The 24,961-nt window shown below is 55.0% G+C and carries 19 protein-coding genes and 3 tRNA genes; 11 read left to right on the top strand and 11 right to left on the bottom strand.

The window, feature by feature from the left end; genetic code table 11:
* Positions 1 to 58: 58 nt before the first annotated feature.
* Positions 59 to 451 carry a thiol-disulfide oxidoreductase DCC family protein gene (locus DFR26_RS10530; RefSeq protein WP_220375773.1) on the top strand — a complete coding sequence of 131 codons (393 nt, stop codon included), beginning with the start codon at positions 59 to 61 and terminating at the stop codon, positions 449 to 451.
* A complete protein-coding gene (locus tag DFR26_RS10525) occupies positions 445 to 894 on the top strand; it encodes a DUF3429 domain-containing protein (RefSeq protein ID WP_116208914.1) in 450 nt (149 codons plus the stop codon). The genes DFR26_RS10530 and DFR26_RS10525 overlap by 7 nt, the downstream gene beginning before the upstream one ends.
* Here the strand turns inward: DFR26_RS10525 and DFR26_RS10520 are convergent.
* Positions 891 to 2,222 (bottom strand): ribonuclease J, encoded by a 1,332-nt coding sequence (locus DFR26_RS10520; protein WP_116208913.1) that lies wholly within the window; start codon positions 2,220 to 2,222, stop codon positions 891 to 893. The two genes, DFR26_RS10525 and DFR26_RS10520, sit on opposite strands and share 4 nt — an antisense overlap.
* Positions 2,223 to 2,394: 172 nt before the next feature.
* Here DFR26_RS10520 and DFR26_RS10515 point away from each other — a divergent pair, with 172 nt between their 5' ends.
* The 3 genes from DFR26_RS10515 to DFR26_RS10505 are packed head-to-tail and all read left to right on the top strand — an operon-like array spanning position 2,395 to position 7,195.
* Positions 2,395 to 3,438 (top strand): efflux RND transporter periplasmic adaptor subunit, encoded by a 1,044-nt coding sequence (locus DFR26_RS10515; RefSeq protein WP_116208912.1) that lies wholly within the window; start codon positions 2,395 to 2,397, stop codon positions 3,436 to 3,438.
* Positions 3,435 to 6,467, top strand: coding sequence for an efflux RND transporter permease subunit (locus DFR26_RS10510; RefSeq protein WP_116208911.1), 3,033 nt, complete (start codon positions 3,435 to 3,437; stop codon positions 6,465 to 6,467). The genes DFR26_RS10515 and DFR26_RS10510 overlap by 4 nt, the downstream gene beginning before the upstream one ends.
* A complete protein-coding gene (locus DFR26_RS10505; RefSeq protein ID WP_116208910.1) occupies positions 6,467 to 7,195 on the top strand; it encodes a lipoprotein intramolecular transacylase Lit in 729 nt (242 codons plus the stop codon). Before DFR26_RS10510 ends, DFR26_RS10505 begins: the two co-directional genes overlap by 1 nt.
* 71 nt (positions 7,196 to 7,266) lie before the next feature.
* Here DFR26_RS10505 and DFR26_RS10500 read toward each other — a convergent pair.
* The 3 genes from DFR26_RS10500 to DFR26_RS10490 all read right to left on the bottom strand — a co-directional run bounded on the left by DFR26_RS10500 (position 7,267) and on the right by DFR26_RS10490 (position 7,540).
* Positions 7,267 to 7,342 (bottom strand) — tRNA-His (locus DFR26_RS10500).
* Between the two features lie 17 nt (positions 7,343 to 7,359).
* A tRNA-Arg gene (locus DFR26_RS10495) sits at positions 7,360 to 7,436 on the bottom strand.
* Positions 7,437 to 7,463: 27 nt separating this feature from the next.
* Positions 7,464 to 7,540 (bottom strand) — tRNA-Pro (locus DFR26_RS10490).
* A gap of 237 nt (positions 7,541 to 7,777) precedes the next feature.
* Between DFR26_RS10490 and tig the strand changes: the two genes are divergently transcribed.
* The 6 genes from tig (at position 7,778) to DFR26_RS10460 (ending at position 16,167) form a co-directional block, all read left to right on the top strand.
* Positions 7,778 to 9,085 carry a trigger factor gene (gene tig / locus DFR26_RS10485; RefSeq protein ID WP_116208909.1) on the top strand — a complete coding sequence of 436 codons (1,308 nt, stop codon included), beginning with the start codon at positions 7,778 to 7,780 and terminating at the stop codon, positions 9,083 to 9,085.
* A gap of 168 nt (positions 9,086 to 9,253) precedes the next feature.
* On the top strand, positions 9,254 to 9,877 hold the full coding sequence (clpP, locus tag DFR26_RS10480) for an ATP-dependent Clp endopeptidase proteolytic subunit ClpP (protein WP_116208908.1): 624 nt from the start codon (positions 9,254 to 9,256) through the stop codon (positions 9,875 to 9,877).
* Between the two features lie 24 nt (positions 9,878 to 9,901).
* Positions 9,902 to 11,194, top strand: a complete 1,293-nt coding sequence (gene clpX, locus DFR26_RS10475) for an ATP-dependent Clp protease ATP-binding subunit ClpX (RefSeq protein ID WP_116208907.1) — start codon at positions 9,902 to 9,904, stop codon at positions 11,192 to 11,194.
* A 141-nt stretch (positions 11,195 to 11,335) separates the two neighbouring features.
* Positions 11,336 to 13,732: an endopeptidase La gene (gene lon, locus DFR26_RS10470; protein ID WP_116208906.1), complete on the top strand. Its 2,397-nt coding sequence runs from the start codon at positions 11,336 to 11,338 to the stop codon at positions 13,730 to 13,732.
* 172 nt (positions 13,733 to 13,904) lie between these two features.
* The gene (locus DFR26_RS10465; RefSeq protein ID WP_116208905.1) at positions 13,905 to 14,180 is read left to right on the top strand and encodes an HU family DNA-binding protein; all 276 of its coding nucleotides are present in this window, start codon (positions 13,905 to 13,907) and stop codon (positions 14,178 to 14,180) included.
* Between the two features lie 94 nt (positions 14,181 to 14,274).
* Entirely contained in the window at positions 14,275 to 16,167 is a 1,893-nt protein-coding gene (locus DFR26_RS10460) for a SurA N-terminal domain-containing protein (protein ID WP_116208904.1), read from the top strand.
* Positions 16,168 to 16,235: 68 nt separating this feature from the next.
* On the opposite strand, the gene DFR26_RS10455 is transcribed toward DFR26_RS10460, so the two are convergent.
* From DFR26_RS10455 to gloB, 7 genes are all read right to left on the bottom strand, one after another.
* Positions 16,236 to 17,027, bottom strand: a complete 792-nt coding sequence (locus DFR26_RS10455) for an enoyl-ACP reductase FabI (protein WP_116208903.1) — start codon at positions 17,025 to 17,027, stop codon at positions 16,236 to 16,238.
* A 73-nt stretch (positions 17,028 to 17,100) separates the two neighbouring features.
* Positions 17,101 to 18,699: an ABC transporter ATP-binding protein gene (locus DFR26_RS10450; protein WP_220375772.1), complete on the bottom strand. Its 1,599-nt coding sequence runs from the start codon at positions 18,697 to 18,699 to the stop codon at positions 17,101 to 17,103.
* Complete coding sequence (locus tag DFR26_RS10445; protein ID WP_116208901.1) at positions 18,696 to 19,724, bottom strand: ABC transporter permease; 1,029 nt, start codon at positions 19,722 to 19,724, stop codon at positions 18,696 to 18,698. The genes DFR26_RS10450 and DFR26_RS10445 overlap by 4 nt, the downstream gene beginning before the upstream one ends.
* Positions 19,721 to 20,803 carry a microcin C ABC transporter permease YejB gene (locus tag DFR26_RS10440; RefSeq protein WP_116208900.1) on the bottom strand — a complete coding sequence of 361 codons (1,083 nt, stop codon included), beginning with the start codon at positions 20,801 to 20,803 and terminating at the stop codon, positions 19,721 to 19,723. The genes DFR26_RS10445 and DFR26_RS10440 overlap by 4 nt, the downstream gene beginning before the upstream one ends.
* Positions 20,803 to 22,629: an extracellular solute-binding protein gene (locus tag DFR26_RS10435; RefSeq protein ID WP_245953061.1), complete on the bottom strand. Its 1,827-nt coding sequence runs from the start codon at positions 22,627 to 22,629 to the stop codon at positions 20,803 to 20,805. Before DFR26_RS10435 ends, DFR26_RS10440 begins: the two co-directional genes overlap by 1 nt.
* Before the next feature lie 3 nt (positions 22,630 to 22,632).
* The gene (locus DFR26_RS10430) at positions 22,633 to 24,129 is read right to left on the bottom strand and encodes a transglycosylase SLT domain-containing protein (protein WP_181899052.1); all 1,497 of its coding nucleotides are present in this window, start codon (positions 24,127 to 24,129) and stop codon (positions 22,633 to 22,635) included.
* A 30-nt stretch (positions 24,130 to 24,159) separates the two neighbouring features.
* A complete protein-coding gene (gene gloB, locus DFR26_RS10425) occupies positions 24,160 to 24,939 on the bottom strand; it encodes a hydroxyacylglutathione hydrolase (protein WP_116208898.1) in 780 nt (259 codons plus the stop codon).
* Between the last annotated feature and the right edge of the window lie 22 nt (positions 24,940 to 24,961).

The raw sequence follows: 24,961 nt of genomic DNA, 5'->3' as shown, positions 1-24,961 counted from the left end.
ACTGTTCCTGCCCAAGGCGTTGCGCTAGCGTTAAATAAATTTACCAGAGTGCGCACACATGCACATGACGCTTTACTACGACGGCCATTGCCCCTTGTGTTTGGCAGAGATTCGTTTCTTGGCCGAGCGCAATGAAGCCGGTTTATTAAGCTTTGTCGATGTCTGCGCAGATGACTTTTCCAGCGCCGAGGTCGGTGTCAGTAGCTGCCAAATTCTGCTCGATAATATGCACGCCAAACTCGCCGATGGCACCGTGCTCGTGGGCGCAGACGTATTTGCCGCCGCCTATGAGCGCGCCCAGTTGCCGCGCTTGGCGTGGTTATTTTCACGACCCTGGCTAATGCCTTTGTGGCGGCTGGTATACCGCGTGTTTGCAACACACCGTGAGCGCATTTCACGGCTGATTGGCCCAGGCTTGTTGGCGTGGGTGACACGGAGGTATTCATGCTGAGTTGCGTCTTGCCGCTGGCTGGCACGCTGCCGTTTATTGGCGCACTGGTGTGTATGGCGCTGGGCATTGATGCGCTAACCCCGATGTTGCGTATCGATGCCATTTTGACCGTGTATGCCCTGGTCATTGCGGCGTTTATGGCCGGCGTGCACTGGGGTCAAGCTCAGGGTTTGCAGGCTCAGTTGCCAGCGCGCGGTATGCCAACGGCCTTGTTATGGCTGAGTAATGGCGTGGCACTTGGCATTGTTGGCGCGGCCATCACGTTGCCCATGCATCAGCTGTGGCTTGCCTTAGCGATGTATTTTGCCGTGTTATTGCTGATTGATTTTGGCTTGTATCGGCGCGATGCCATCTCGGCCAGCTACTTGCGCACGCGGCAATTAGTGACCGCGATCGTGGTGGCCAGCCTGTTTGCCGCCAGTGTTTTGCAGTCTGTGAGCTAGCGCTGTTGCAAGACTTTACCGACCGCGGTGCTGGCCGCCACATAGGGCTTACCCGCAAGCGATATTAAGTCGCCATTTTTTTGCACCACGCCCGCCATGCCGAGCTCGCGGCCGAGCTGCAAGTGGGCTTTTTGATGGCGCTCCTCACCATGCACAGGGAGCAAATAGCGCGGCTTTAGCCAGCCATAGAGCGTGGTTAAATCGTCTACTGGCGGATGGCCGGAGGCGTGCAGTGCATCATCGTCGATGATCATCACGCCGAGCGCTGTTAAGCGCGCACACAGCTGCGCCAGCGCGGCTTCGTGACCGGGTATCACGCGGGATGAAAAGAGCACGGTATCGCCGGCCTCTAGGCCAAACGCCGGGTGTTTATCGAGACTTAAACGCACCAGCGCTGAGCCGGGTTCGGCTTGACTGCCGGTGGCGATCCAGCATTGATTATCGCGCGGTAAAAAGCCTAATTCCCAATTCGGCATGAGGTGTGTGTCAGTGTCTAAATAGCCACTGGCGCGGCTAGCACCCACGTGTGTGTCAATGCTGCGGCCCAATGCGCCGGTGTAACGGCCCAAGCGTTCGGCGGCAGCCACGATACTGTGCATGCGCGCCACATTGCTGGCAAAACACACCACGACTAAGCGTCCGGTGGCCGATTTCATCGCCGCCATGAGGCTTGATGCCACGGCTTGTTCGGAGCGGCTAGCGCCTGCCACGGTGGCGTTGGTGGAATCGCCAATGACTACATCCACGCCGGCACGGCCCAAGGCCTGCAGCGCCGCTTGCGCGGTCAGTGGGCCGACCACCGGCTGCGCGTCGAGTTTCCAGTCGCCGCTGTGGTAGAGGCGCTTGCCCGCGACTTCAAGGCAAATGGCTTGAGCCTCCGGAATCGAGTGTGTGACCGGTAACCATTGCGCGCTAAACGGACCGATGCTCAGTATTTGCATCGGCTTCACGGTGATTTGTCGCGGGCCATTTTCGTTGGGATTGAGTTTGCCGCTAATTAAGCGATGCGTGTGCGCGGTGGCGTAGATCGGGCATTTTAGCTTGCGCCACAGTGCCGGAATGGCACCAATATGGTCTTCATGGCCGTGCGTAATGAGCAGCGCATCGACACGAATATCGAGCGTATCGAGCGCCGCCAAGCTCGGCACAGAAATCTCGGTGTCGCCGGCTAGATTGGTGTTCATGGCCAAGCCGCAGTCAATAGCAATCCAAACGCCCGCACTGCCATAGAGCGTCAAGTTCGCACCAAACTCACCGCAGCCGCCGAGCGCGAGCATCCAGGGCCCGGCGTCTTGATGAATCTGGTGGTAGCGCGGCGATGGGGGCATAACACAGGCTCTGCAACGATTTCTAAGCCGTCTATTGTGCCTTGTGCGGGGGCGTGATGGGTAAGTTAGACTATAGAGTCTAGAAAATTTCCCTTGGCAGTCAGTTTTAACCTGTCATCTCCATACAATATCGGGAATAATTAGTCATATTTAGTTTTGTAGGACAATTTTCATGTGGAAGCTCGCGACCGCTCTGACCTGTGCACTCGTCATCACTGGCTGCTCAGATGCACCAATAGCAACGACTAACGATGCGCCGTGGGTAAAAACACAGCATATTGGCAGTGGCCAAGGTATTGCTTTATCGCTGACAGGCATCATCCGCGCGCAGGTAGAGTCGCCGCTCGCATTTCGGATTAGCGGTCAAATCATTGAGCGCCGTGTCAATGCTGGCGAGCAAGTGAAGGCCGGCCAGGTGCTGTTTCGCCAAGATGCTAGTGACAGTGCCGCCACTTTGCGTGCTGCAAAAGCGGAGCGCGCCTCGGCTCGGGCCGCCCTGGCGACAGCGCAGTCTGAAAGCCAGCGCCAACGTGAGCTATTCGACAAAGGCTTTATTAGCAAGCAGCTGCTAGACCGCACCGTGCTCAATGAGCGTGAAATGAAAACACGCGCCAATGCCGCGCAATCGCAATTTCTGCAAGCGCAAAATGCCAGCGCCTATACCGTGTTGAAAGCGCCCGCTAACGGCCTGTTACTGGAGGTCACTGGCGAGCCGGGGCAGGTGGTGGCGGCCGGTCAGGCGGTGGCGATATTTGCGCAAACTGGCGAGCGCGAAGTGGAGGTGTTTTTCCCTGACCGCATGCCTGTGCCCGAGCAAGGCGAGATGATCACCGCCGACGGCAGCACGCAGTCCATTCGCTTACATGAGAAGGCCGGTGCGCTCGATGCGGCGAGCCGTACGCAGCGTGCTCGCTATCGCTTGCTGGGCAATGCGCCGGCACCCGCACTCGGTGCCATTGTGCAAACACGCTTTGCGGTGCCAACACTGACCCGCAACACGTTAGAGGTGCCTTTAGCCGCTTTGGATGAGCGCGGTCAAGGCCCACGCGTTTGGTTTATTAACGATGGCAAAGCGCAGCCCATGCCAGTGACGGTAACGCTGCTCAGCAGTGAGACAGCGCGCATCCGAGCCGATATTCCGGCCGACACTGCCTTGATTGTATTGGGCACGCACTTGCTGAAACCGGGCATGGCGGTACGGGAGTTAGCGCGTTGAGTTTCCCGAATTTATCGGCGCTGGCCGTCAAAGAGCGCCCGGTCACGCTATTTTTCTTGGTGCTATCCATCTTTGCTGGGATCTACTCGTTTGTCGCGCTTGGTCGCGCTGAGGACCCCGCCTTTACGGTGCGCATTATGATGGTCTCGGCGCAATGGCCGGGGGCCACGCCTGAGGAGATTGAGCGCCAGCTTGCCGATCCATTAGAAACGCGTATTCAGGAAGTTGAAAACGTCTATCACATTGAGAGCATCATCCATCCGGGTCGCGTTGATATTCTAATTGAGTTTGATGATTTCACGCCCAGCGAGAAAATGCCGCAGCTGTTTTATCAAGTACGCAAGCGTATGCAAGATCAGGCGCCGTTGCTGCCGGCAGGAGTGCTGGGGCCCTTTGCCAATGATGATTTTGCCGATGTCTATTTCAGTGTGTTGTCACTCACCGCGCCCGGCCTGCCGATGCGCGATCTGTTGGGCACGCTCGATGGCATTCGAGACCGTCTTGGCCGCGTTTCGGGCGTGCAAAAAGTCATTGTTATTGGTGAGCCCAAACAAAAAGTCTACCTAGAGTTCGATAGCCAGAAGCTGGTGAATTTAGGCCTCACACCAGCGCAAATGTTTGCCGCCATTGAGGAAGATAATCGCTTATTGCCAGCCGGGCGCTTTGAAACCGCTGGGCCACGTATTTATGTGCGCCTCGATAACGACCTCACGCGCCTCGAGCAACTCGCCAATGTGCCCTTGCGAATTGGCAATCAGCTCATTCGCTTAAATGATGTGGCCAGTATTCGTGAAGGATACGAGGAGCCCAGACAGTACGTGGTGCGCTCGCGCGGTGAAGAGGCGGTGCTGTTGGGCCTGGTCATGGAGAAAGGTGAAAATGGCCTTCAGCTTGGTGAGCGTATGGCGGCGTTTGTCAGCGATGAGCAAGCGCGGCTGCCATTAGGCATGACCTTTAAGCCGTTGACCAACCAAGCCCATGCAATTTCAGCGGCTGTTAATTTATTTCAGTTTAAGTTTTTAGTTGCCATGTTAGTGGTGATGGCCGTGAGCATTTTAGCGATTGGCCTGCGCGCTGGCTTGGTGGTGGGCATTGCTATTCCGGTGACGCTGGGCCTGACGTTTTTGGTCATGCTGGCGATGGATATCAATCTCGATCGCATCACCTTGGGCGCACTGATTTTGGCGCTTGGCTTGCTGGTCGATGACGCCATCATTGCCATTGAGATGATGATTGTAAAGATGGAGGAGGGCTGGGATCGCGTGCGAGCGGCCTCCTATGCGTGGTCGGTGACAGCGGCGCCTATGCTCTTTGGCACCTTGGTGACTGTGGTTGGCTTTGTGCCGATTGGTTTTGCAAAGTCTGGCGTTGGCGAATACACCGGCAATATTTTCTGGGTGCTGGGCATTTCACTGTCGCTTTCTTGGCTGGTGGCGGTCACATTCACGCCGTATTTGGGCGTGAAAATGCTGCCGCAGCCGGCTCAGCACACGGGTCATTCGCCATATGACACCGCCGGGTACGAGCGTTTGCGTGGATGGATTAGTCGCTGTGTGCGGCACCGTGGCAAAGTTGTGTTGGCCACGGTGCTGGCCTTGGTGTTGGCGGTGATTGGCATGGCCACGGTGGTTGAAAAGCAGTTTTTTCCAAGCTCTGACCGCCCAGAAGTCATGATCAGCATTTATATGCCGCAAGGCACGTCTATTGCGGTGACTGATCAAACCGCACAAAAAGTCGAAGCTATCCTGCACGACATGCCCGAAGTCAGTACGTTATCGACGTATTTAGGCGGCGGCGCGCCACGCTTTTTTATCTCGATTTTGCCTGAGCAGCCCGATCCGGCATTCGCCAAAATGGTCGCGGTGGGACACAACAAAGCTGATCGCGACACCATCATTGCTACGTTGCAGCAGCACATTGATGATGGCGAGTTTCCGGAGGCGCGCGTACGGGTAAGCAGCTTGCTCTATGGTCCGCCGGTAACGTGGCCGGTGAGCTTTCGTGTGGTTGGCCCGGATGTGCAAAAGCTCCGCGAAACAGCCAAAGCGCTGCGCGAGATTATGGCGGCTGATGAGGCCATTCGCGATGCCCATTTGGAATGGGATGAGCGCGCACCGGTGCTGCATGTGGCCATGGACACCGAGCGCCTGCGACTCATGGGTCTGACACCCGCCGAGGTCTCACGCCAGCTGCAGTTTGAGCTTGAAGGTGGCCCCATCACGCAACTGCGTAAAGAAAATCGCTTGGTGGAAGTGATCGCCAAGGGCCATAGCAGCTCGGAGGCGCGTTTAGCAGGCTTGGAATTACGTTCATTTGATGGCCGTAAAATTCCGCTGGCGCAAGTTGGCGAGGTCACCGTGCGCTACGAAGAGCCGGTGCTCAAGCGCTACAACCGCGAGCCCTTTATTGCCGTGCATGCCGATGTCGTGGGCGTGCAACCTAATGATATGACAGCAGCCATTTGGACGGCTTCAGAGGCCTTGCGTGCGAGCTTGCCGCCGGGCTATCGCATCGATATTGGTGGTAGCGTGGAGCAGTCAGGCAAGGCCGATGCGTCTATTCAAAAGTTGCAGCCTTTGATGTTTGCGCTCATGTTGATTTTTGTGATGCTGCAAATGCGCAGCTTTGCCGGCACGTTTATTGTGGTGGCAACCGCGCCATTAGGCGTGATTGGTGCTGTCTTGGCGCTGTTGCTATTTGGTCAGCCATTTGGCTTTGTCGCCTTGCTCGGCCTGATTGGCCTGGCGGGTATTCTGATGCGAAATACGCTGATTTTAACGCAACAAGTCGCTGATAACTTAGCCGCTGATATGCTGCCGGTGACAGCGGTTATTGAGGCCGCCGTGCGTCGTGCGCGACCCGTTGTGCTCACCGCCATTGCTGCCGTTTTCGCCTTTGTGCCACTGACCTTCGATAGTTTTTGGGGCCCCTTAGCCTATGTGCTTATTGGCGGCATTGCGGTGGGCACGGCCATCACGCTATTTTTTGTGCCCGCGCTCTATGCGCTTTGGTACAAACTGGAGCGCTAATGAGCCTGCGCTATCAAGTGGCTTGGTTTGCCGTGCTGATGGGGCTGCTGCTCACGTCACTCGGCTTGAGCTGGTGGCTGCACGCTGAGTTCAACTACGGTTATGCGCTGTGGTATGACTGGTTGGATTTGCGCGGGCAAATTGCCGAGTTCGGCCCGCAAAATCGTTACATTCACGGTTTTCAGACGCTGTCGCGCGAGGGTCATCTCGCCGCATTTAATGCCATTGTGCAGGCTGTTCATGGTCCTGCTGGCAGCGCAGCCGTCGAGGCACTTCGTCAAATTCACTTTATGCCAAGCACTGGCCACGCCACGGCGCTATTGCGTGAGCCTGAGATCGTGCATTTAAACGATGTGGCGGTGCTCATGGCGCGCCTGCGTGATGCCTTAATTGGCGTGGCGATATTGACCGTATTCGGGCTGTATTGGCTGCGTCGCCGTGTGCCATTGATTCGTTGGCGTTGGCAAGGCGGCTTGCTGTTGTGCTTGGCGCTAGCCGGCGTGCTGCTGCTGGCCTTGCTAGGCTTTGAGGCGGTGTTTTACCAGCTGCATCATTGGGTCTTTCCAGAAAATCATGCGTGGTTTTTTTATTACCAAGACTCTTTAATGAGCACGATGATGAAGGCGCCAGATCTCTTTGCCGCGATCGGCGCGAGTCTGTTGGGCTTTGGCTTGATGCTTTTTGCGCTGATGGTTGGCGTGCTGCGGCGGATGACGAAAAGCGACTAACGCCCACAAATAGCAGGCAATAAAAAACCAGCAGATGCTGGCGGGATTTATTAATACTTTTAGGAAAAGGGTGGGGTGGCCGATGGGGCTCGAACCCACGACAACCGGAATCACAATCCGGGACTCTACCAACTGAGCTACGGCCACCACAAATTTTGCGCCACTGGTGCGCCCGGCAGGACTCGAACCTGCGACCCTCGGCTTAGAAGGCCGATGCTCTATCCAGCTGAGCTACGAGCGCTTTTGCGCGGTATCACAGCTTAAAAAGTGGTCGGGGTAGAGAGATTCGAACTCCCGACATCCTGGTCCCAAACCAGGCGCGCTACCGGACTGCGCTATACCCCGAACATCGCCAGCTGCTTGCCATAACGGCTTGCTGTCTTGCGAGGCCGCATATTACGAATCCATGAGCAGGCCGTCAACTAGAAAAGTTCAAGTCGCCATCTAAATGCTTAAAGTTTCACCCGCCGCGGCTTGGTCTTTTATTCTGCCCCGCAATCTCTATAATGCTGTCCCTTGATTTTGCAGTATTGTGCTGCGAGCCCATCCAATTCCCGTGAACTCTTAAGTCTTGAGGTTGTCATGCAAGTCACTGTCGAAAACGTCTCGAATATCGAACGCCGCGTTAAAGTTGTTGTCCCGGCCACAAAAATTGATGAAGACGTGAGTGCCCGCGTGGCAAAAGCGGCTCGTACCATTCGCATGGACGGCTTCCGCCCCGGCAAAGTGCCGCTATCCGTGGTGCAAAAACGCTTTGGCGACTCGATTCGCCAAGAAGCATTAGGCGAGATTATCCGTGACAGCTTTTATGAAGCCGTGACGCAAGAAAAGCTCAACCCAGCCGGTTACCCGAGCATCGAAGAAGTGAGCGATAAAGCGGGCGAAGATCTGGCGTTCACTGCCTTGGTTGAAGTCTATCCAGAAATTACCTTGGGCAATTTCGCCGATATCGCGGTGGAGCGTCCCGTTGTCGATATCGGCGAAGGCGATATTGATGAAATGATTGAAAGCCTGCGCAGCCAACGCGCTAGCTTCGAAGATAGCGCGGATGCCGCAGCCGATGGCGATAAAGTCATTGTCGACTTTGCTGGCAGCATCGATGGTGAGGCCTTTGATGGCGGCACGTCGAGCAATTTTGAGCTGGTTTTGGGCTCAGGCCGCATGATCCCCGGCTTTGAAGATGGCGTGGTGGGTATTAAAACCGGTGAAGAGCGTGACATTAATGTGACCTTCCCAGCTGACTACCAAGCTGAAAATCTGCGTGATAAAGCCGCTATCTTCAAAATCACGGCGCACAAAGTGCAAAAGCAAGCATTGCCTGCCATCGATGATGAGTTCTTGAAAGCCTTTGGCGTCAGCGAAGGCGGTATTGAGAAGCTCCGTGAAGACGTCTCGAAAAACATGGCGCGCGAACTCAAGCAAGCGGTGAAGAACAAAGTCAAAACGCAGACCATGGATCAGCTATTAGCGGCACACACAGTTGATGCGCCAAAAGCCCTAGTGGCCGGCGAGATTGAGCGTCAGCGCAATGCCATGTTCCAGCAATTTGGCGGTGCCAATGCCAAGCTCGACCCAAAAATGTTGCCCGATGATTTGTTCAAAGAGCAGGCTGAGCGCAGCGTGTCTTTGGGTCTGCTGATTAGCCAAATCATTAAAGATAAAGCCATTGTGGTCGATGCAGAACGTGTACGCGCCGTGGTGGCCGAAGTGGCAGAGTCATATGAGTCGCCAGAAGAGGTGATCAGCTACTACATGGGCAATAAAGAGCAGCTCGCTCAAGTTGAAGCCATGGTCTTGGAAGATCAGGTGGTTGACTGTGTTTTAGCCGACGCTAAGGTGACTGAGGCGGCAGCGAAGTACAGCGATGTGGTGCGTCCACAACAGCGTTAATACGCGCTGTTGCGGAAAACATAGCGCGCGTGGTCTTGACCTCGCGCCACGCACGACCGACACTCCCGACGTACGTCTTTGACTGCTCGGGAGTGTTTGTTTGTGCACCTGCCCAATGAGCCTCGGCAGTTTTCACCTCATCTTTTGATTGTTTAAGGCAGGTTATCCATGCGATTTGAACAACCTAATGCCAGTGGCATTGATAATATTGGTTTGATCCCAATGGTGGTCGAGCAGTCAGCTCGTGGTGAGCGCGCTTACGATATTTATTCGCGCCTGCTGCAAGAGCGTGTGATTTTCTTGGTTGGCCCCGTTGAAGACAATATGGCCAACCTGATTGTCGCGCAGATGCTGTTTTTAGAGTCGGTCAACCCCGACAAAGACATCAACTTGTACATCAATTCACCCGGCGGCTCGGTGACAGCTGGCATGGCTATCTTCGACACCATGAATTTCATCAAGCCCGATATTTCGACCATCTGTATTGGTCAGGCGGCCTCGATGGGCGCTTTCTTGCTCTCTGCCGGTGCCAAAGGTAAGCGCTTTGCCTTGCCCAATTCGCGTGTGATGATTCATCAACCATTAGGTGGTTTTCAGGGCCAAGCCTCAGATATCGCTATTCATGCGCAAGAAATTTTAAAAATTAAGCAGCTGCTCAATGAGTTGCTGGCCTTGCATACGGGCCAGCCGTTAGAGCGCATTGAGCGCGATACCGACCGTGATAATTTTATGACCGCGGGCGATGCGCAAACCTATGGTTTGATTGATCAGGTGCTCAGCAAGCGCCCTTAATTTGCAGTCAGTGAGAGAATAAGCATGACCGAAGATAATCGTGGCGGCGACAGTAAATTGTTGTTTTGCTCTTTTTGCGGCAAAAGCCAACACGAAGTGCGTAAGCTGATCGCTGGGCCGTCGGTCTATGTCTGTGATGAATGCGTGGATTTGTGTAATGACATCATCCGCGAAGAGGTCCAAGACAAACAGGATGACAAAGCCAATGATCATTTGCCCACGCCGCGTGAGTTGAAAACCACGCTCGATGACTATGTGATTGGCCAAGATCAAGCCAAGCGCGTCTTGGCCGTGGCGGTGTATAACCACTACAAGCGCTTACGTGCGGGCATGAAAAAGCTGCATCCAACGCGCCAAAACACCGATGTTGAGCTGACAAAGAGCAATATTTTGCTGATCGGCCCCACGGGCTCCGGTAAAACCTTGCTCGCGCAGACCTTGGCGCGTGTGCTCAATGTGCCGTTTACGATGGCCGATGCCACCACGCTGACCGAAGCGGGTTATGTCGGTGAAGATGTTGAAAACATCATTCAAAAGCTGCTGCAAAACTGCGATTACGACGTTGATAAAGCACAAACCGGCATTGTCTATATTGATGAAATCGACAAGATTTCACGCAAAAGTGACAACCCATCGATTACTCGCGATGTGAGCGGTGAGGGCGTGCAGCAGGCGTTGCTGAAGCTTATTGAGGGCACGGTGGCCAGTGTGCCGCCGCAGGGCGGTCGCAAGCATCCGCAGCAAGAGTTCTTGCAGGTCGATACGTCAAATATTCTGTTTATTGTGGGTGGCGCCTTTGCTGGTCTCGATAAAGTCATTCAGCAGCGCTCAGAGCCCGGTGGTATTGGCTTTAATGCCTTGGTGAAAGGTCAGTCGAAAACGCCGAGCACCGGCGAGCTATTTAAATCAGTATCGCCAGAGGATTTGGTGAAATTTGGCTTGATTCCTGAGTTTGTTGGGCGCTTGCCGGTCATTGCCACCTTAGGCGAGCTGGATGAATCCGCCTTGATTCAGATTTTGACTGAGCCAAAAAATGCATTGACGAAGCAGTATGCCAAGCTTTTGGACATGGAAGGCGTGCAGCTTGAGTTTCGTCCTGAGGCGCTCAAAGCCATTGCGGCGAAAGCGCTTGCCCGCAAAACCGGCGCACGTGGCTTGCGCTCGATTTTAGAGGGCATTTTGCTCGACACCATGTATGAGCTGCCGTCGCTTGAAGGCGTGAGCAAAGTACTAATCGATGACAAAGTGGTTTTGGGTGAAACAGAGCCATTATTGGTTTATGACAATAGCGAGCCTGCGCGCGCGATGCCCGAATAAGCCGGTGTGGATCTGATCAAAAAAGGGGCAATCGCCCCTTTTTTGTTGGCTAATTACTCTGTTCACCTTGTAATTTAAGCCATAAGGCCCCCATAAAGACCCTATAAGTTCAACGTTAGTTTGACTGCTTGGGAGTTTATGATGGCCGCAAAAAAATTGCATTTACCGCTCTTGCCACTTCGCGATGTGGTGATTTATCCGCATATGGTCATTCCACTTTTTGTTGGCCGCGAGCGCTCCATTGCAGCACTAGATCAAGCCATGGCTGCCGATAAACATATCTTTTTAGTGTCTCAGCGAGATGCTGGAGAGGATGACCCAAATCAAGAGGGTCTCTACAGCATTGGCACGGTAGCCAATATCTTGCAGCTGTTAAAACTGCCCGATGGCACCGTGAAGGTGTTAGTAGAAGGCCAGCGTCGCGGTCAGTTAGCGGCGCTGCATGAGCACGACGACGCCTATATTGCTGAGATTGCCGAGGTATCTGACGACAACCTAGCCAAGCAAGAAGCCGATGTCTTAGCCCGCACCTTGCTCAATCAGTTTGATCAATACGTGAAGCTCTCTAAAAAGGTCGCCAATGAAGTGCTGACGTCGGTAGCTGGCATCGATGATCCGAGTCGCTTAGCTGACACCATCGCCGCTCACCTGACGCTACGCTTGGAAGAAAAACAGGCAATTTTGGATATTCTGCCGGTGCAGCAGCGCGTTGAGCATTTGATGGCGCAAATGGAGTCGGAGATCGACATTTTAAAAGTCGAAAAACGTATCCGTGGTCGCGTTAAAAAGCAGATGGAAAAAAGTCAGCGCGAGTACTATCTCAATGAGCAAATCAAGGCCATCCAAAAAGAGCTAGGTGATTTAGGCGAAGGTGAAGATGAGCTGAGCGAGATTGAGCAGCGCATCATTAAGGCCGGCTTGCCCGCTGAGGCGCGTAAAAAAGTCGATGCCGAGCTGCGTAAATTGCAGCAAATGTCGCCCATGTCGGCTGAGGCTACGGTGGTGCGCAGCTATATCGATTGGATGCTTGGCGTGCCGTGGAAAAAGCGCAACAAAGTGCGCATCGATCTGAAACAGGCGCGCGATATTTTAGATGCCGATCATTTTGGTCTTGAAGAAGTAAAAGATCGCATCCTGGAGTATTTGGCGGTGCAGTCGCGCGTGAAGCAGCTCAATGGCGCTGTGCTGTGTTTGGTGGGCCCACCGGGGGTTGGTAAAACCTCGCTCGGGCAGTCTATTGCCAAAGCCACGAATCGCCAATTTGTGCGGATGGCTCTCGGTGGCGTGCGCGATGAGGCCGAGATTCGCGGTCACCGCCGCACCTATATTGGTTCCATGCCAGGCAAATTAATTCAGAAAATATCCAAAGTGGGTGTGCGTAACCCATTGTTTTTGCTAGATGAGATCGACAAGATGGCCTCCGATATGCGCGGTGATCCATCATCGGCGCTGCTGGAAGTGCTCGATCCTGAGCAAAACAAAGCCTTCAACGATCATTATCTTGAAGTCGATTATGACCTCTCTGAAGTCATGTTTTTATGCACCGCTAACTCCATGAATATCCCAGCACCATTGCTCGATCGCATGGAGATTATTCGTCTGCCGGGCTATACCGAAGATGAGAAAGTGGCTATTGCGCGACAATATTTGGTGCCCAAGCAACTCGCCGCCGCTGGCTTAAAAGACAGTGAACTGGCCATCAGCGAGAGTGCCTGCCGTGACATTGTGCGCTATTACACGCGTGAGGCCGGTGTGCGCGCGCTTGATCGTGAAATCGCTAAGCTCTGCCGTAAGGTGGTGAAATCGTTAGTGATGGGCACACATAGCGACAAGCTCACCTTGGCTGCCGAGCAGTTGGAAGACTATCTGGGCGTGCATAAATTCAACTTTGGCAAAGCCGAGGCTGAAAATCAGGTTGGGCAAGTCACTGGCTTAGCGTGGACGCAGGTTGGTGGTGAGCTGTTGACTATTGAGGCGATTGCGGTGCCGGGCAAAGGCGGGCAGGTCATGACCGGCTCCTTGGGCGATGTGATGCAGGAGTCGATTCGCGCGGCCAGCACGGTGGTGCGCTCACGTTCACGGGTGTTGGGAATCAGCGCCGAGCTGTTCGATAAGCGCGACATACACGTGCACATGCCAGAAGGTGCCACGCCGAAAGATGGTCCGAGTGCCGGCATTGGCATGTGTACCGCGCTGGCTTCCGTACTCACGGGTATTCCAGTGCGCGCCGACGTGGCCATGACTGGCGAAATTACGCTGCGCGGTCAGGTGCTGCCCATTGGCGGTTTGAAAGAGAAGCTCTTGGCCGCTCACCGTGGTGGCGTGCGCACAGTCATCATTCCGGATGAAAATGCTCGCGATTTGAAGGAAATTCCAGATAACGTGAAGGCGGCGTTGGAGATTAAAACCGTGAAATGGATCGATGAAGTGTTGGCGATTGCGCTCACTCAGCCGCCCATTCCGCTCACCGAAGAGGCCTATGCCGCAGGCTTGGCACAAATCGAAAAACGTGATTTACCCGCGGCCAGTCGTCATTGATGGCCGCAAAACCCACTTTTTTTGGATTCTCGTCGGCATTTCGTGGAGTTTTGCTTGACCCTGCTAACGCAGGCGTTTAAAAATCGATGCACTTGAGCAGATCACCTTGTTTTGCTCGCGTAAGCTAAAAACCACAACAAAGAATTTTCGATTTCGTTAAAGGGGACATCCTGTGAATAAGTCTGAATTAATCGACCGTATCGCCGAAGCTGCTAACTTGACCAAAGCAGATGCTGGCCGTGCCCTTGATGCCACTGTTGGTGCTGTCACCGACGCATTAAAATCTGGCGATGCAGTGACCTTAGTTGGTTTCGGCACGTTCGCTGTTAAAGAACGTGCTGCTCGCACAGGTCGTAACCCACAAACCGGTAAAGAGATTCAAATCTCAGCATCGAAAACACCATCGTTCAAAGCCGGCAAAGGCTTGAAAGATGCTGTAAACAGCTAAGTTCTGCTGCGCGGTAGTGTTACCCGAAAGCGCGCCCTAGTCGGCGCGCTTTTTTCATTCAGCCGTAACTGGCAACTAGAGGCTAGACACTTCAATGGATGCGTTTCGTGACATGGTGCGTGGTTGGCTCGGTAAATTTTTACTGGCGCTGCTGTCGATACCTTTTATCTTTTTCGGCGTTGAAACTTATTTTGGTGGCGGCGCCGAGCCTACAGTGGCAGAGGTCGATGGCGAGCCCATCACTCAGCGCTTGCTTGATCGTGCGGTCAACAACCAACGCCAGCAACTCATGGCACGTATGGGCCCGGATGCGATCTTGAGCGCTCAACAGCAGGCTGAACTGCGTGAGACGGTGCTCAATAGCTTGGTGCAGCGTCAGCTTCTGCTGAAGTCCGCGCGAGATGCCGGCTACAGCGTCTCGGAAGTGTCTGTGCAGCAGCTCATTCGCGAAACGCCGACGTTTCAAGACAATGGCCAGTTTTCAGCGCAGCGTTATGTGCAGGTGTTGTCGCAAATTGGTGAGACACCAACAACATTCCCACTCCGTGCACGCGAGGAAATTTTAATTTCTCAGCAAGTCTCCGGCTGGCTACAAAGTAGCTTTGTTACGGGGGCGGAGCTCGACACCTTGACTCGCCTCGACACGCAAACGCGCAATGTGCGCTATGCCGAGATTCCGGCAAGCCGTTACGCTAAAGACGTTGAGGTCAGTGACACCGATATTGCCCAGGCTTACGCCAACGCCGGTTTGCGTTTCCAGCAACCCGAGCGCGTCGCGGTCAATTACATCACGCTAGATCGCGCCAGCTTCTTGGCGAATGCCAAGGCAAGTCCTGAGGCAGTTAAAGCGCGCTATGACCAGCGTGTGGCAGCGGTGAGTGGTGCAGAGCAGCGTCAGGCATCGCATATATTGATTGCCATTGATGACAGCACCGATGATGCGGCCGCGAAGCAGCAAATCGATACGCTGGCCGCCGAATTGAGTGCCGGTGCTGACTTTGCTGCGCTAGCCGAAAAACACTCGAAAGATCCTGGTTCAGCGACACAAGGCGGCGACCTGGGCTTTGCTAGTAAAGGCATGTTTGTGCCGGAGTTTGAGGACGCTTTATTTGCCTTGGCAAAGCCGGGTGATGTCTCGCCGGTGGTGAAAACACCGTTTGGTTATCATCTCATCAAGCTCACCGCGGTGCGCAAAGAGACGCCGCCGAGTTTTGCCTCGCTAGAGAGCACATTGATCAATGAAGTGCGCCAAGCACAGGCCGATGATGCTTATAACAAGGCCGTCGAAAGCCTTGATGCAAACGTTTATGAGGCAGCAGATCTGATTGAGCCTGCCAAAATAGCGGGCTTGAGCATTGCGCAGTCGCCCATATTTGATCGTCGTGGCGCCGATGGCGTGCTTTCCGAGCGCAAAGTCATTGAGGCGGCATTTAATGAAGAGCAAAGCAAAGAGCGCCGTAATTCGGCAGCGATCACGCTGAAAGACGGCCGCACTGTGTGGCTGCATGTGACTCAGCATATTGCCGCACGTAAACAGCCATTGCCTGAGGTGGCAGCGCAATTGCGTGAGGAAGTGCGTGTTGAGAAAGCGCTGAAGCAGGCCATGGAGCAAGCGCAAGCGTGGGTTAAGCGCAGCGCTAATGAGCCAGAGTCTGCGTGGTTGCCCGCGGCCAATGTGCGAGTTCAAACGGCTTCTGCGCTATCGCGTTCGAGCAAGCAGCCAGAGGCGGCGCTGTTGGCTGCTATTTTCCGTGCTCCGGTGCCGGTCGATGGAGCATTACGTTGGTCTGCGTTTGCATTGCCGGATCGGGTGGCGTTGGTGCAGGTCACCTCGGTGTCTGCTAAGCCTGCATTAGCCGGCCCTGAGCGTCAGGTCACACAAGGCTTATTGGCGCAAAATCAAGGCCAGCAAGAGCTGCAGGATGCGCTAGCGGTGCTGCGTAGTGACACCGATGTCACCATCAAGGCATTAAACCGCGCACCTTAATCGCTGCGCGTGTTGATGACGAAAAAAAGCCCGGTGTAATCCGGGCTTTTTTTGGCCTTGCGCAGCGCCTAGATGGCGTCCATGGCTGGCATGGCGACGGTGTTAAAGCCGCCATCGACATAGAGTATTTCACCCGAAATGCCTGAGGCCATGTCCGAGCATAAGAACGCCGCGGCGTTGCCGACTTCATCAATGGTGACATTGCGGCGCAGCGGCGTGGCGGCTTCGTTATAGGCGAGCATTTTGCGGAAATCTTTAATGCCGCTGGCTGCTAAGGTGCGGATGGGACCGGCTGAGATGCCATTCACACGAATACCTTCAGGGCCCATGCTGGCGCTCAAATAGCGGACATTGGCTTCCAGTGAGGCCTTGGCTAAGCCCATGACGTTGTAATTCGGCACCACGCGCTCAGAACCTTGGTAAGTCAGGGTGAGCAAGCTACCACCACGACCGGCTAGCATGGGTTTGGCGGCCTGCGCGAGCGCGCCAAAGCTGTAGGAGCTGATGTCATGGGCGATGCGGAAGCCTTCGCGCGTGGTGACATCGACGTAGTTACCTTCGAGCTCATGGCCGGGCGCATAGCCGACTGAGTGCACCAGTACATCGAGGCCATCCCAGTGTTTGCCGAGTTCGGCGAAGACGGCGTGAATTTCGTCATCGGAGACCACGTCGCAAGGAAAGGTTAGGCTGGAACCAAATTGCTCAGCAAAGCCTTCCACGCGCCCACGCAGTTTTTCATTTTGATAGGTAAAGGCTAATTCGGCACCTTCGCGATGCATGGCCGTGGCGATGCCGTAGGCGATGGATAATTTGCTGGCGAGGCCAACGATGAGTACGCGCTTACCGCTCATCATGCCCATGGGTTCTCCTTCAAGTGACGACTAAAAATGTGCACCGAGTATAGGGCTAAAACCTCACGGCGTGCATGACACCTTAGGCGCGCTGCTGCGTCGGCTGCTCGCGCGGCAAGTCAGCAACCAAGGCCTTTGTGTAGCTGTGTTGGGGCGCTTGAAATATTCGCTCACAATCGCCTTGCTCAATAATACGGCCCTCACGCAGAACAATTAAGCGATGACAGAGCGCGCGCACCACAGCGAGATCGTGACTAATAAACAGCATGGCAATGCCTTGTTCGGCCTGAATACGACGCAGCAGCTCGACGACTTCCCCTTGGGTATGGCGATCGAGTGCGGAGGTCGGCTCATCGAGAATTAAAATGGCGGGCTTCAAAATAATCGCACGCGCTAACGCAATACGCTGGCGCTGGCCGCCAGAAAACTCATGCGGGTAGCGATGGCGCGTGTCGGGATCGAGACTCACTGCTTGTAGAGCCGTCACCACCGCCGTATCAAGGGCCGCTGCTGACAATGACGCATGTGCCAGCAGGCCCTCAGCAACAATATCGGCGACGGTAAGGCGCGGGCTGAGGCTGCCATAGGGGTCCTGAAAGACGATTTGTAGCTGTGCTCGCGCTTGGCGTAAATCGCGGCCTTGCAACGCCAGCCAGTCACGCCCGAGCACCACCACGCGACCCTGTGCCGGAGTCAGTCGCAATAACGCCGCGGCTAAGCTCGATTTTCCCGAGCCAGATTCACCAACAATGCCCAATGACTCACCCGCTCGCAGCGTTAAGCCGACGCCTTTCACGGCCTCATGCCACGCGGTAATACCACCCCACCACGCCTGTTTGCGAGGGTAGCGCACAAGCAGTTGGCTGATGCTGAGTACCGTGCTGGCCGAGTCATTGAGTGTCGGCTTTATCGGGCTTGCAAACGGTTGCAGGAGCTTTTGCGTATAGGCCTGTTGAGGCGCAGAAAAAATCACCTCGGTGGCTGCCGACTCGATCACACGCCCGGCTTGCATGACCATCACCCGGTCAGCATAGCGCCGCACTTGCGGTAAGTTATGACTAATAAACAGAATGCTTAATTGACGACTTTTTTGCAGCGATTTCAGTAGGTCTAGTATTTGGCTTTGCAGCAGCGCATCGAGTGCCGTGGTGGGCTCATCGGCAATGAGCACAGTCGGTGAGTTCACCAATGCCATGGCAATGACCACGCGTTGGCGTTGGCCGCCGGAGAGCTCATGCGGCCATGCGCGCAGGCGCCGCTCGGGCTCATCAATACCGACCTCACGCAGCAAACGAATGACCTGCTGCCGTGCCAGCGCGCGGTCGATAGATTTGTGCAGCGTAACCGCCTCAATGAGCTGCTGGCCAATGCGCTGTAAGGGATTGAGCGCACTCAATGGCTCTTGGTAGATCATGCCCACGCGGCCGCCACGTAACGCCCGCAAGGTGCTGGCACTGGCTTGGCTGAGATGTGTGCCAGCAACGTGCACGACACCATCGCTGCGTAAGCTCGGGGGCAACAGCCCAAGACAGGCAAGGGCAGTCAGTGATTTTCCCGAGCCCGACTCGCCGACAAGCGCCAGCCATTCGCCGGCATCGACGTGCAAGCTCACGTCATCGACTAGGTTGTGCTGGCCGTGACAAATGCTCAAATGCTCAATGCGTATCAGCGGATTCATCATTTGACCTCAACATGGCGTGGGTCAAAGGCATCACGCAAGCCCTCACCAATAAACACCAGCAAACTCAGCAGCACACTTAAGCTAAAAAATGCCGTCAGTCCTAGCCATGGTGCTTGCAGGTTATTTTTACCTTGCGCAATCATCTCGCCTAATGACGCCGAGCCGGGCGGTAAGCCAAACCCTAAAAAGTCTAATGACGTTAGCAGGCCAATAGCCCCGGTAAAAATAAACGGCAGCAGTGTCAGGGTGGTGACCGCGGCATTGGGCAATACATGCCGCCAAACCAAGACGCTGGAGCGCACACCCATGGCTCGCGCCGCCCGCACATAGTCGAGTTGGCGTGTGCGTAAAAACTCAGCACGCACTAAGCCGCTTAAGTCTGTCCAACTAAATAGCGTGAGCAGGGCCAGCAGCCACCAAAAATTTGGGGTTACCAAGCTCGACAAAATAATCAGCATAAACAGCACGGGCAGGCCCGACCATACCTCGGTAATGCGCTGTCCAAGCAAGTCTACCCAACCGCCAAAATAACCCTGCAAGGCGCCAGCAGCGACACCCAGTACCACGGTGGCAAGCGTCAGGAAGCTGGCAAACGCAAGCGATGTGCGTACGCCATAAATCAAGCGCGCTAAGACGTCACGGCCTTGATCGTCGGTGCCTAACCAGTTATCAGCCGTTGGTGGCGAAGGCGTTGGCTCAGCGCGTTCAAAATGAATGGTGTCGGCATTGAAGCGAATTAAGGGCCAGAGCATCCAGCCTTGCGCCTCGATCAGCGCCATCACCGCAGGGTCGCGGTAGACCGTGGGCGTCGTAAATTCACCCCCATAATAGGTTTCAGGCCGATCTTGCAGTAATGGCACAACGACCGTGCCGCGATAGCTCACCAGCAGCGGCTTGTCGTTCGCAATAAGTTCGGCTGCCAGCGTCAACGCAAACACGCCAATGAGCAGCCACAGTGACCACCAGGCGCGACGATTGCCTTTAAATTGTGCCCAACGGCGCCGGGTTAGCGGTGAGAATGTCATGAGCCGGCTCGCGAAAAATCGATGCGTGGATCAACCCAGCGATAACATAAATCGCCGAATAGACGCAGCAGCATGCCCATTAGGGTGAATAAAAATAGCGTGCCAAAAATCACAGGATAATCACGATTAATCACGGACTCATAGCTCAGCAGACCAAGGCCATCGAGGTTAAAAATCACCTCAATGAGAAACGCGCCAGTGAATAAAATACCAAACAGTGTGGCGGGGAGACCGGCAATAATAATCAGCATGGCGTTGCGAAATACATGACCCCAAAGCACCCGTTGTTCGCTCGCGCCTTTTGCCCGCGCGGTCAGTACATAAGGCTTTTGCAGCTCTTCGAGAAAGCTATTGCGAGTAAACAGGGTAAGCGTGGCGAGGCCGCCAAGCGTGAGGCACAGCGTTGGTAACACCAAGTGGTGGGCATAATCTAGCGCGCGCTGAAACCACGGCAGGTTGGCCGCCCCTTCAGAGGACAGCCCTTGCATGGGAAACCATTGCCAATAGCTGCCACCGGCAAACACGATAATGAGCAGCAGGGCCAATAAAAACCCAGGAATGGCATAGGCCACAATGATTGCGCCACTGCTCCAAACATCAAAGCGGCTACCCGGGTGGCGGGCTTTGCGAATGCCCAGTGGCACAGCAATGAGGTAAATGAGCAGTGTGCTCCATAGCCCGAGCGATAACGAAACGGGTAGCTTTTCGAGGACTAAATCAAGCACCGGAATATCGCGATAAAAGCTGCTGCCTAAATCGAACTGGGCAAATTGCCAAATCATGTCGCCAAAACGCTCGCTCGCGGATTTATCAAAACCGTATTGCTTTTCGATCTCGGCCACCAGTTCAGCACTGAGGCCTTGGCTACCGCGATAACCGGGTCCGGCAGATGCATTTGCAGCCGATAAATCGCCGGCGCTACCCCCTAAAGTGGTTTGCCCACCAATGCCTTGCAGCTGCGCCAATGATCGCTCAACTGGCCCACCGGGCGCGGCTTGAATCACCAAGAAATTGATCAACAAAATGCCAAAAAGTGTGGGGATCATGAGCGCCAAACGGCGAATGATATAACTAGCCATTAGCGTTCCTGAGCGATGTTAGGTGAGCCTTTCCACCACCAGCTATCGAGACCGAGACCATAGCGTGGCGGGTCGTTAGGTAGGCCAAAAAAGTCCCAGCGGGCGATGCGAAAAAACGGAATGTGGAACTGCGGAATCAGCAGCCATTGGGCGCGTAAAACACGATCGAGCGCATGCACCGAAGTGACTAGCGTGTCACGACTTTTAGCCTGCGTAATGCGCGCAATGAGCGCATCAACGGCCGGTGATTTTAAACCCACCAGATTGCCGCTACCGGGTGTGTCGGCACTTTGCGAGCCCCAGTAGCTCCAGAGCTCATTACCCGGGGATAACGAGGCCGGCACGCCCGTCACGGTCAGGTCGAAGTCAAACTGACGAAGCCGCTCAATGTACTGCGCAACATCTAACAGCCGAATGCTCAAGTCGATGCCCAAACGCGCTAGATTTCGCCGGAGTGGTTGCACGATGCGCTCAAACTCGGGTTGTACAAGGAGCATCTCAAGTCGCATGGGCGTGCCGGCGACATCACGCAATGCGCCGTCGCGATAGTGCCAGCCGGCCTGTTTGAGCAGGGCCTGTGCGCGCAGTAAATTCGCGCGATCATAGCCATCACCAGCACTTTTGGCCGGCGTAACGGCTGGGCCAAAAGCGGCGGCGGGTAGTTGCTTGCGCCACGGCTTTAACAGCGCCAGCTCGGCTTTGCTCGGCACGCCTTGAGCAGCGAGATCGGAGTTTGCATAAAAGCTGGTGGTACGCGTGTAGGCGCCGAAAAATAGCGCTCGGTTTGCCCATTCAAAATCGAATGCCAAGCTCAGCGCTTCACGCACCGCCAGATCATTGAGTGGTGTGCGTCGGGTGTTGAAGGCAAAGCCCTGCATAGGCGCCGGGTTTTCGTGGCGCTGGCGCTGCAAAATCACGCGGCCATCGGTGACGGCAGGGAAGTTGTATTCGGTTGCCCAGGTTTTGGCTTTATTTTCCTCGCGGACATCGTATTGGTTCGCCTTGAAGCCCTCAAATGCCACACTGCCATCGCGATAATACTGATAGCTAATCTGATCGAAGTTGTAGCGCCCACGATTGACATTGAGGTCTCGAGCCCAGTAGTCGGGGTTACGCGCATAGCTTATGCGGCGACCGGGGTCGATGTCGCTGATCACATATGGCCCGCTGCCAATCGGTACCTCAAGGCTGGTGCGATTGAATTCGCGCGTGGCCCAATAGTGTTTTGGCAAGATACCAATTTCGCCGACCGTCATCGGTAGCTCACGATTGGTTTTGTGCTTGAAACGAAACTTCACGCGCAATGGCGATAACGCCGTGACTGATGCAATGTCGGCAAAATAGGCTTTATACGCTGGCGCACCCTCGCTGAGCAGGGTCTCGAAGGTAAACACAACGTCTTCTGCGCGAAGCGGGTGACCATCGCTAAAACGCGCTTCTGGCCGCAGCTCATAAATCACCCATGAGGCGTCGTTGGGGTCGCGAATAATGCGTTTTGCCAGCAGCCCGTAACGCGTGCCGAACTCATCTTCTGAGCCGGCGGTGAGTGAGTCGTAAAGACGATTTAAACCTTCAGCCGCCACGCCTTTGTTGATAAAGCCATTAAGACTGTCGAATGTGCCGAGTGCATCGAGCCGTAAGCGGCCGCCTTTGGGTGCGTCAGGATTGACGCTGTTGAAATGCCTAAAGCCTTCAGCGAGTGCTGGCGCACCACGTAAGGTAATGGCATGGCTATGTTGTACCGCTGCCTGAGCAGACATACCAAACAGGCCCATGGCGAGAAAACAGCAGCGCATAGCCAAGCGAATAAAAACACCGTGCCACATAGCTTAGAGCTCGCGATTGCCTGTTTGAATGACTTGAGTCGGGCGTGGAGGAGGGCTTGGCGTGGGCTGACCACTAAACGTATGTGCTTGATAAGCCGCCGCCGCAGGTGTGGGAATAATAATCACACGGCCAACGTCTAAAATTGTACTGAGGCTGTCATTGTTGGCCTGCACGAGTTGTTTTTGAGACAGATGATTAGCGCGTGCGATTTTATACCATGAGTCGCCGCGTTGTATGCGGTAGCTGCGGCTATTGGCCTCAATAAAGCTGGCACGAATGAGCTGCGCACTGGGCAACGCCGCTACTGGCGCTGAGCTGCCATCGGCGGTGGCGACGCGCACATCGCTAGCACTCGACTGCTGCACCAATAAGCGCTCGCTAGCGGCATCGAGTGTGCTGGGCACATGCAATAAAAACGGGCCATTGGGCGCGAGTTTGTCACGCAGCAGGCCGGCATTGAGCGTTTGTAATTCTTCGAGCTGAATACCAGAGAGCGCCGCGACGGTATCGAGTGATAGCGTGCCTTGCGCAGCAATGGTACGGAAATAAGGTCGGTTTGGGATGCTGGGAATGCTGACACCGGCGCTTACTGGGTCTTTAAACAATGACACAACCGCTAAAAACCGAGGCACATAGGCGGTGGCCTCAGCCGACAAATTTAACGACCAATAATCGGTGCTACGGCCGCGCGCGGCATTGGCACTCATGGCACGCGAGACCGTGCCAGGTCCGGCATTATACGAGGCCAACACCAGATCCCAGTCGCCAAACATGCCATAGAGTTTTGCCAAATAATCATAGGCTGCGCGTGTTGACTCTAGGGGGTCGCGGCGGGCATCAAACCAATATGTTTGTCGGAGCCCATACAAGCGTCCAGTATCGGGAATGAACTGCCAGAGTCCGGCGGCGTTAGAGCGTGATGTGGCCGATGGGTCGTAGGCACTTTCAATGATCGGTAGTAGGGCAAGCTCGGTGGGTAGGCCGCGGCGTTCAGCCTCGGCAACCGCGGTATACATAAAGCGCGACGCACGCTCCATAAGCTCGTCAATGTAGCGTTGTTGTCCTGCAAAGCGCGTAAATTCAGCTGAAATTCGTGCGTTATAGCGCGTCGGCATTTTGAAGCCACGGCGCAGGCGCTGCACGAGGTTGGTGCTCGATGACGGATTGCCAATTGCTGCCACTGGCACCGAGATGACAATAGACTCGGCAAGCGCAGGGTCATCATCCGTGACAGGGAGCGTTGCACTGATGGCGGTGTCAGCTTCTGCTGCGTCGATAGCAAGTTGTTCAGCGTCGCTGGTGGCGGGCGCAATCGTACGGGTGATGAAGCTCGCCGGGGATTCGTGCACGCTGGCGGCAGGCTCGGGTGCTTTCTGCTTCATGGGCGGTTGCGTTGCGCGGCTAACCGTTGGCGCACTGGCGCATGCCGTTAAAAATGACAATGTGCTGGCAACAGCGAGGAGGCGAAAAAAACGCGCCGATGACGGCAGAGCAAACATAGGTATTCTCATTATTTTTAACGCAGTGTACTAAAAATTGTCTTTCCAAGCGCGCAGTGTTGCCAAGGTTTGTTCGCCGCTTTGCAGGCTACGTTGGGCGTGTGCGCTTGCCGCTTCAACGACGCTGGCCTCGTGACTGCGCAAAAAGGGGTTGATGGCTAACTCACGCGCCAATGTCGTGGGCAGGCTGGGGCGATCGGCGGCGCGCCATTGAGCCACTTGCTCGGCGTAGTCTGCCAGCGCGGCGTTGTTGGGCTCAACAGCTTGGGCAAAGCGTATATTGGCGGCGGTGTATTCGTGGGTTGGGTAGATCATGGTGGTAGACGGTAACGTACTAATGGTTGCCATAACGCGCGCGAGATCGGCTGGTGTACCTTCAAATAGCCGGCCACACCCCGCGCTAAACAAACTATCGCCACACAGGAGCTGTCCGTGATCTGCCAAATAAAAGGCAATATGGCCGCGTGTGTGCGCTGCCACATCGATAATGTCGACATTACCCAACCCGGCTAGCTGCCAGCGCTGCGAACTCGTCACGTAATGGCTAATGCCCTCGCGTACTTCATTTGGCCCATAGACGGGCATAGCAAAGGCCTCAACAAGCGCCGCAATACCGGCGGTGTGGTCCAGGTGGTGGTGCGTAATGAGTATGCCAATTAACGGCTTTTCGCGGGTGCGCTGATGCGCGAGCACTACGTTGGCATCGCCAGGATCAACGACCCAATCACCCTCGGGCGTAGCGATATGCCACATATAATTATCAATAAAGCAGGGTAATGGCGTGATGATCGGTGTTTGAGGTGATGACATGATGGGGTCTTAAGTTCAATAA

It is taken from the genome of Paraperlucidibaca baekdonensis, assembly GCF_003387535.1.
GTDB classification, from domain to species: Bacteria; Pseudomonadota; Gammaproteobacteria; order Pseudomonadales; family Moraxellaceae; genus Perlucidibaca; species Perlucidibaca baekdonensis.
Note: the sequence above shows the minus strand (reverse complement) of the source record. Positions and strands in the feature narration are given on the sequence as shown.

Excerpts from the sequence above, each read along its gene's own strand:
- DFR26_RS10530 (WP_220375773.1), top strand. The coding sequence starts at position 59 with ATGCACATGACGCTTTACTACGACGGCCATTGCCCCTTGTGTTTGGCA.
- DFR26_RS10525 (WP_116208914.1), top strand. The coding sequence starts at position 445 with ATGCTGAGTTGCGTCTTGCCGCTGGCTGGCACGCTGCCGTTTATTGGC.
- DFR26_RS10520 (WP_116208913.1), bottom strand. The coding sequence starts at position 2,222 with ATGCCCCCATCGCCGCGCTACCACCAGATTCATCAAGACGCCGGGCCC.
- DFR26_RS10515 (WP_116208912.1), top strand. The coding sequence starts at position 2,395 with ATGTGGAAGCTCGCGACCGCTCTGACCTGTGCACTCGTCATCACTGGC.
- DFR26_RS10505 (WP_116208910.1), top strand. The coding sequence starts at position 6,467 with ATGAGCCTGCGCTATCAAGTGGCTTGGTTTGCCGTGCTGATGGGGCTG.
- tig (WP_116208909.1), top strand. The coding sequence starts at position 7,778 with ATGCAAGTCACTGTCGAAAACGTCTCGAATATCGAACGCCGCGTTAAA.
- clpP (WP_116208908.1), top strand. The coding sequence starts at position 9,254 with ATGCGATTTGAACAACCTAATGCCAGTGGCATTGATAATATTGGTTTG.
- clpX (WP_116208907.1), top strand. The coding sequence starts at position 9,902 with ATGACCGAAGATAATCGTGGCGGCGACAGTAAATTGTTGTTTTGCTCT.
- lon (WP_116208906.1), top strand. The coding sequence starts at position 11,336 with ATGGCCGCAAAAAAATTGCATTTACCGCTCTTGCCACTTCGCGATGTG.
- DFR26_RS10460 (WP_116208904.1), top strand. The coding sequence starts at position 14,275 with ATGGATGCGTTTCGTGACATGGTGCGTGGTTGGCTCGGTAAATTTTTA.
- DFR26_RS10455 (WP_116208903.1), bottom strand. The coding sequence starts at position 17,027 with ATGGGCATGATGAGCGGTAAGCGCGTACTCATCGTTGGCCTCGCCAGC.
- DFR26_RS10450 (WP_220375772.1), bottom strand. The coding sequence starts at position 18,699 with ATGATGAATCCGCTGATACGCATTGAGCATTTGAGCATTTGTCACGGC.
- DFR26_RS10445 (WP_116208901.1), bottom strand. The coding sequence starts at position 19,724 with ATGACATTCTCACCGCTAACCCGGCGCCGTTGGGCACAATTTAAAGGC.
- DFR26_RS10440 (WP_116208900.1), bottom strand. The coding sequence starts at position 20,803 with ATGGCTAGTTATATCATTCGCCGTTTGGCGCTCATGATCCCCACACTT.
- DFR26_RS10435 (WP_245953061.1), bottom strand. The coding sequence starts at position 22,629 with ATGTGGCACGGTGTTTTTATTCGCTTGGCTATGCGCTGCTGTTTTCTC.
- DFR26_RS10430 (WP_181899052.1), bottom strand. The coding sequence starts at position 24,129 with ATGTTTGCTCTGCCGTCATCGGCGCGTTTTTTTCGCCTCCTCGCTGTT.
- gloB (WP_116208898.1), bottom strand. The coding sequence starts at position 24,939 with ATGTCATCACCTCAAACACCGATCATCACGCCATTACCCTGCTTTATT.